The following is a 7,092-nucleotide window of genomic DNA, read 5'->3' as shown; positions in this document are numbered from 1 at the left end:
CGCGCGCCCACCCTGCGCGCCCGCCCCGCGGGCTCCGCCTCGTACGCCCGGCTCACCGAACCCCGCGCGGGCCGCGCGCCCGGCTCACAGGTTCGCGTCGTCCGCCGCCGAGCGGCCGCTGCGCCAGCCCTCGGCGTCGCGGCCCTTGAGGCGCGAGGTGGTGGTGTTCGGGAAGAGGCGGCGCGTGGCGGTGCGCACCGCCAGGTCCTGGGCCGCCAGGGCGGGCAGCAGGGCGGGGTCGTCCTGGCGGGCGCTCACCTCGTCGCGCGTCGCCGCCGTGAGCCGTTCGCCGATCCGCGAGGCGTAGGCGATGAGGAACGAGAGCCGGTAGTCGCGGCTCCTGGACGGGCCCGCGGCGAGGGCGCGGTCGGCCTGGACGAGGAGCGAGGTGTAGAGGAGTTCGACGGCTTCGAGGGCGTCCTCGTGGCCGACGACCGTGGAGAAGCCGAAGTCCGACGACCACACCGCCTCGCAGCGGTTGGCGGAGGCCACGGCGTCCAGCAGCAGGGCCTTCGCGCCTTCGTAGGGGCGCTCCACGCCGATCCTGCGCAGCCCGGGACCGCCGATCGCGTTCTCGCCGTGCAGCAGCGTCTCGTCGACGCGGTGGCGCGCCATCAGGTGCTGGGCCTTGGCCGACAGCGCCTCCGCCTCCTCGGGGAACGCGGTGGACTCCGCCTTGGCCAGCAGGGCCCGGATCCGTGACAGCATCTTGCCGCCCTGCCCCTGCACGGGAGCGGGCGCCGGCGGTGCCGCGGGGATGCCGGGCAGCCGGCCGTACACGCGGAGCACCTCGACGAGGAGGGTGGCCGCGGTGAAGCGGTCGAGCCGTTCCGTCGCGGCGAAGGCCGCGGCCCCGGATCCGTCGTCGAGAGCGGCGGCCAGGCGCCGGTGGCGCGGGGTGAGGTCGCGGGCCACCACCCGCGCCAGGTCCGCGGGCGCCCATCCGCGGCCTCCGCACTCCCGGACGACCCGTTCGGCCAGGGCGTCGGCGGCGCTCCCCCAGGCGTCGCCGCGCGCCGCCAGCACGGAGGCCGCGGTGTCGGTCTCGCGCTCGCCACTGTCCCCGGCGAGGGTCCTGCGGTACGCCTGCTCGAACTCGTCCACCCGTCCATTGTCCCGGAGTGTCACGGAAGTGGTTTCGGCAGTGGTCCGGGAGTACCGGCGAGCGCCGGGGACTGCCGCGGGAACACACGGCTCGCGTACAGTGCCCGCACAGGCCGCACCCGGCCGGCAGCCGCGAGGCTCGGGCCCGCCGCTCCACCCGGGCCCGGGGCCCCCGGCGCCGCCCCGGCGCGGCCCCCGGTGGAGCGGTGGTGGGTCACGGCCCTTCGGTGTGTCCCACGCACACTGCCGTGTTCGGCTACCGTTCCTCTACTTGTCTTCGCCTTCGCCCTTCTGCGATCGGCGCGGCGACAGAACTTTGGGGTGGGGATTGAAGCAGCACCGCAAGAACCGGAAGAGACGTCTGCTGATCTACGGCGTCGCGACGGGCGTGGTGGCCTCGGCCGTGGCCGGCACCGTCGCGCTCGCCTCACCGGGTTCGGGGACCTCGCAGGCGGGGGCCGGGGACCCCGGTCTGCAGGCGCAGTTCACGCAGGCGGCCGGCGAGTTCCACGTGCCGGTCAACGTCCTGATGGCGGTCTCGTACCAGTCGTCGCTGTGGGACTCCCACGACGGCAGGCCGAGCACCACGGGCTCGTACAACGTCATGGGCCTGACGCGGGTGACGGCGGCCGACGTCGAGAAGCCCAGTGACCGGGAGCGGCTCGAACACCTCGACATGAGCGGCGACCCCGCCGTCATGAAGCACTTCGACGCGAAGCGCGCGCTCGCGACGGACCGCGCGTCGGTCGACACCACCGACCCCCGCCTGCACACGCTCGACCAGGGCGCCGAGCTCATCGGCGAGCCCGTCGGCACCGTGCAGGACGACTCGGAGCAGAGCATCCGGGCGGGCGCCGCGCTGCTGGCGAAGTACCAGCACGACGCGAAGGGCTCCCTCTCCACGGACCCGGGCCAGTGGTACGCCGCCGTCGCGCGCTACAGCCAGTCCCCGGACTCCAAGGGCGCCGCGCTGTTCGCCCAGCGGGTCTTCGACACCGTCAAGAGCGGGCAGAGCACGGTCACGGCGGACGGTCAGCAGGTGACGCTGCCCGCGGACCCCTCGGTCGTGCCGGCGCCTCCCGCGCGCCAGCAGCTCGCCACTCCCGCGAGCCTCACGTCCGCTCCGGCGCCGGAGTGCCCGTCCGGGCTCGCCTGCGACTTCCAGCCGGCCGCGTACAAGCAGAACAGCAGCACGCCGGACGACTTCGGCAACTACAACGTGGCGAGCCGCCCCTCGGGCAGCGAGGACATCCGCTACATCGTCATCCACGACACCGAGAGCAGTTACGCCTCGGCGCTCAGCGAGTTCCAGAACCCGGCCGCCTACGCGAGCACGCACTACCTGATCCGCGCCTCCGACGGCCATGTCACGCAGATGGTCGCGACGAAGGACGAGTCGTGGCACGCGGCCAACAAGACGATGAACATGCACTCGATCGGCATCGAGCACGAGGGCTACGCCATCAAGTCCGGCAGCTGGTACACGCCGTCGGAGTACCAATCGTCCGCGACGCTGGTGAAGTACCTGGCGGCGCGCTTCCACATCCCGCTGGACCGTGAGCACATCATCGGGCACGACGAGGTGCCGGGCGTCCTGGACGCGAACGTCGCCACGCAGCACTGGGACCCGGGCCCGTTCTGGGACTGGAACCACTACATGTCGCTGCTCGGCGCGCCCACGGGCGACCAGGGCGCGGGCGGTCCGCTGAAGGCGGGCCAGGTCGTGCGGGTCGTCCCGCCGTTCACCACGGCCAATGAGCCGACGCTCACCTACGGCGGCAGCACCGTCGCCAAGCAGCCCGCCAACTTCGGCTACCTGTACACGTCCCCGTCGACGACGTCGGCCTTGCTGACCGACCCGTACATGCCCACGGTGAAGTCCACGGACGGGCCGAACTGGGGCGACAAGGTCGTGGCCGGCGGCGAGTACGTCGTCGCCGAGGCGCAGTCCAACTGGACGGCCGTCTGGTACGGCGGCAAGAAGGCGTGGTTCTCCAACCCCGGCGGCCAGTACACCGCTCCGGTCGCCAAGACGGGCACCCCGGTGCTCAAGGCCAAGGCCGGCGCGGCGTCGATCCCGGTGTACGGGCGGGCCTACCCGGACAGCGCGTCCTACACGGGCACCGGCGTCCCGGTCCAGGACCAGAACACCGCGTCGCTGACGAAGTACAGCATCCCGTCGGGGCAGGCCTATGTGCAGGCGGGCCCCGCGCAGCCGGGCGACTACTGGTACGCGGGGACGTTCGCGGGCACCGCGGCCCACGACCGCACGCTCGTCACCGGGACGAGCACGTTCTACCCGATCCGCTACAACCACCGCATCGCCTGGGTGAGGTCGAGTGACGTGCAGCTCGCGACGGGCACCGTCCCCGACGCGGGCACCGACCGCTACGACGCGGTGGTGCGCGACACCTCGGGCGTCCTGTGGCAGTACCAGGGGACCGGCAGCGCCACCGCGCCGTTCTACAAGCGGTACCCCGTCGGACCCGGCTGGCAGCAGTTCGACGTGGTCGCGCCGCTGAGCGCGCTGCGCGCCGACGGCACCGGCGACATGGTGGCCCGGGACAAGACGGGCACGCTCTGGTACTACCGGGGCAGCGGCAACCGGAACAAGCCGTTCCTTGCCAAGCTGAAGGTGGGCACGGGCTGGAACCAGTTCAACGGCATCTGGGGCGCCCGCGACCTGACCGGCGACGGCAGGCCCGACCTCGTCGCACGCAACACCGCCGGCGTGCTCTACCTGTACCAGGGCACGGGGAACTCCGCGTCGCCGTTCCTGGCCAAGAAGGTGATCGGCAGCGGCTGGGGCAAGTACCAGATCATGGCCTCCACCGGCGACCTCACCGGCGACGGCAAGCCGGACTTCGTCGCCCGGGACAGCGCGGGCGTGCTGTGGCTCTACAAGGGCACCGGCAAGGCCACCGCGCCGTTCGCGGCGCGCACCGAGATCGGCACGGGCTGGGGCAAGTACAACGTGCTCGTCGGCCCGAGCGACCTCGACCGCGACGGGAAGGGCGACCTGCTCGCCCGGGACACCTCGGGCGTGCTGTGGCTCTACAAGGCGACCGGCAAGGCCACCGCGCCGTTCGCCGCGCGCGTCCAGGCCGGCACCGGCTGGGGAATCTTCAACCTGGTGTCGTGACCCCCGCCCCCGCCCCCGCCGTCTCCGGCGCGGCGCTACGGCGGCCCGAGGGCCGTTCGTGGCACCCGTCGGGTCACCGGGGCACGGGAACGGAACGCGGCCCCCGGCCGCCCGCCTCGCAAGGGGTGGGCGGCCGGGGGCCGTTCGCGCGTCCCGGGCGGCAGTCGGTCCGGGCGCCGCGCTCAGCCGGCGAGCCGCCGCGCCAGATAGGGCGCCGTGCGGCTGCCGGCGGCCCGGGCGACCCGGCCCGGCGGGCCGGCCGCCACGACGCGGCCGCCGGCGTCCCCGGCCCCGGGGCCGAGGTCGACGACCCAGTCGGCGCCCGCGACCACGCCCATGTCGTGCTCGACGACGATCACCGTGTCGCCGCCGTCGACCAGGCCGTGCAGCTGCCGCATCAGCAGGTCGGTGTCGGCCGGGTGCAGGCCCGTCGTGGGCTCGTCCAGCAGGTACAGCGTGTGTCCCCGCCGCGCGCGCTGCAACTCGGAGGCCAGCTTGATGCGTTGGGCCTCGCCGCCCGAGAGCTCCGTGGCGGGCCGGCCGAGGTGGAGGTAGCCGAGCCCGACGTCCCGCAGTGTCCCGAGGCTCCGGGCCGCCGCCGGCACGTCGTCGAAGAACGCGGCGGCCTCGTCCACCGACAGGCCGAGCACGTCCGCGATGGTGCGCCCCCGGTAGGTGATCTCCAGGGTCTCCGGGTTGTACCGCGCGCCGTGGCACGTCGGGCAGGGCGCGTACGTGCCCGGCAGGAAGAGGAGTTCGACGGCGACGAAGCCCTCGCCCTGGCAGGTCCCGCACCGGCCGGAGGCCACGTTGAACGAGAACCGCCCGGGCGCGTAGCCGCGCCTGCGCGCCTCGTCCGTGGCGGCGAAGACCGTCCGCACGGTGTCGAACAGGCCGGTGTAGGTGGCGAGGTTGGAGCGGGGCGTGCGGCCGATGGGCTTCTGGTCGACGCGCACGAGGCGGTCCACCGCCTCCAGACCCTCCACGGCGGTCACCGCGGGACCGGCTCCGCCGTCTCCCGCGTCCTCGAAACCGCTCCCGTCCCCGTCCTCCCCGGACTCGGGGCCGGCGCCGGGCTCGGCGCCCGCGTCCGCCGGGGCCGGGTCCGCGCCGCCGCTCAGGTGCGCCCCGACCGCCTCCGCGAGGACCTGCCCGACGAGCGTCGACTTGCCGGAGCCGGAGACGCCGGTGACGGCGGTCAGCACGCCGAGCGGGAGGTCCACGTCGAGGTCGCGCAGGTTGTGCCGGTTCACCCCGCGCAGTCCCAGCAGGCCCGCGGGCGTGCGGGGTGTGCGGGGTGTGCGGGCCCCGGTCCCGCGCGCCGGCCCCGGGGCGTCCCCGGCCGCCGGCCCGGCCGTGCCGGACGGCTCGCCGAACAGGTACGGTCGGGTCGCCGACTCCGCCACGTCCGCGAGTCCCGGAACGGGGCCGCTGTAGAGCACGCGTCCGCCGTAGCGCCCGGCGCCCGGGCCCACGTCCACGACCCAGTCGGCCCGGCGCACCACGTCCATGTCGTGCTCCACCACGAACAGGGAGTTGCCCTCGGCGCGCAGCGCGTCCAGCACGTCGAGGAGGGGCTCCGTGTCGGCGGGGTGCAGGCCCGCCGACGGCTCGTCGAGGACGTAGACCACGCCGAACAGCCCCGACCGCAGCTGCGTCGCGAGCCGCAGCCGCTGCAGCTCCCCCGGGGAGAGGGTCGGCGCGGTGCGGTCCATGCTGAGGTAGCCGAGGCCGAGGTCCACCAGCACGCCGATCCGGGCGGACAGGTCCCGGGCCAGCGCCACCGCCGCCTCGGTGCTCTCGCCGGACGCCGACGACGGCACGGTCGCGGCCGGGGCGGTGAGCCGGGCCGTACCGCGCAGGACGTCCGCCAGCGCGATCAGCGGCATGGCGGTCAGGGTCGCGATGTCGTGGCCGGCGAACGTGACCGCGAGCGCCTCGGGCCGCAGTCGCCTGCCCCCGCACAGCGGGCAGGTCGCGCTGACCAGGTGGCGGCCCACCCGGCGCCGCGTCGCCGCGCTCTTGGACTCGGAGAAGGCGCGCATGACGTAGCGGCGGGCGCTCATGAACGTGCCCTGGTAGGGGCGCTGGATGCGGCCCGCCTCCCGCACCGGGTCGACGGTGACGACCGGCTGCTCGTCGCTGAAGAGGATGAAGTCCCGGTCTTCTTGGGGGAGTTCACGCCAGGGCCGGTCGATGTCGTAGCCGAGGGCCCCCACGACGTCGCGCAGGTTCTTGCCCTGCCACGCGCCCGGCCAGGCGGCGATCGCCCGCTCGCGGATGCTCAGCGACGGGTCGGGCACGAGCGAGTCCTCGGTGACGCGGTGCACCCGCCCGAGGCCGTGGCACTCGGGGCAGGCCCCGGTCACGGTGTTGGGCGAGAACGCGTCCGAGTCGAGCTGCTCCTCGGCGCCGGGCGGATAGGAGCCGGCCCGGGAGAACAGCATCCGCAGCAGGTTCGACAGCGTGGTGACCGTGCCGACCGAGGAGCGCGAGCCGGGGGTGCCGCGGCGCTGCTGGAGCGCGACGGCCGGCGGCAGCCCGGTGATCTCGGCGACCCTGGGCGCCCCGACCTGGTGGATGAGCCGGCGGGCGTACGGCGCGACCGACTCGAAGTAGCGGCGCTGGGCCTCCGCGTAGAGGGTGCCGAACGCGAGGGACGACTTGCCGGAGCCGGAGACGCCGGTGAACACGGTGAGCGCGTCGCGGGGGATGTCCGTGTCGACGCCCCGCAGGTTGTGCTCGCGCGCGCCGCGCACCCGTACGTAGCGGTCGGCCGGGCCGCCCGCCGGGGGACCGCCTTCGCGGGACGGCGGCGGCGCCACCGGCGCGGGCCGGCCGGGCGG

Annotated in this window: 3 protein-coding genes; 1 reads left to right on the top strand and 2 read right to left on the bottom strand. The window is 74.5% G+C overall.

Features of this window, described 5'->3' with window-relative positions:
* Positions 1-84: 84 nt before the first annotated feature.
* Positions 85-1,104, bottom strand: a complete 1,020-nt coding sequence (locus L1885_RS29240; protein ID WP_235798598.1) for a DUF2786 domain-containing protein — start codon at positions 1,102-1,104, stop codon at positions 85-87.
* Between the two features lie 328 nt (positions 1,105-1,432).
* Here L1885_RS29240 and L1885_RS20350 point away from each other — a divergent pair, with 328 nt between their 5' ends.
* Complete coding sequence (locus L1885_RS20350; RefSeq protein ID WP_235798597.1) at positions 1,433-4,246, top strand: N-acetylmuramoyl-L-alanine amidase; 2,814 nt, start codon at positions 1,433-1,435, stop codon at positions 4,244-4,246.
* A gap of 182 nt (positions 4,247-4,428) precedes the next feature.
* Here the strand turns inward: L1885_RS20350 and L1885_RS20345 are convergent, their stop codons facing one another.
* Complete coding sequence (locus L1885_RS20345; protein ID WP_235798599.1) at positions 4,429-7,071, bottom strand: excinuclease ABC subunit UvrA; 2,643 nt, start codon at positions 7,069-7,071, stop codon at positions 4,429-4,431.
* Positions 7,072-7,092: the final 21 nt, after the last annotated feature.

It is taken from the genome of Streptomyces fuscigenes (assembly GCF_021556455.1).
GTDB classification, from domain to species: domain Bacteria; phylum Actinomycetota; class Actinomycetes; order Streptomycetales; family Streptomycetaceae; genus Streptomyces; species Streptomyces fuscigenes.
The sequence above is the reverse complement of the archived record's forward strand: the minus strand, read 5'-3'. Positions and strand labels throughout refer to the sequence as shown.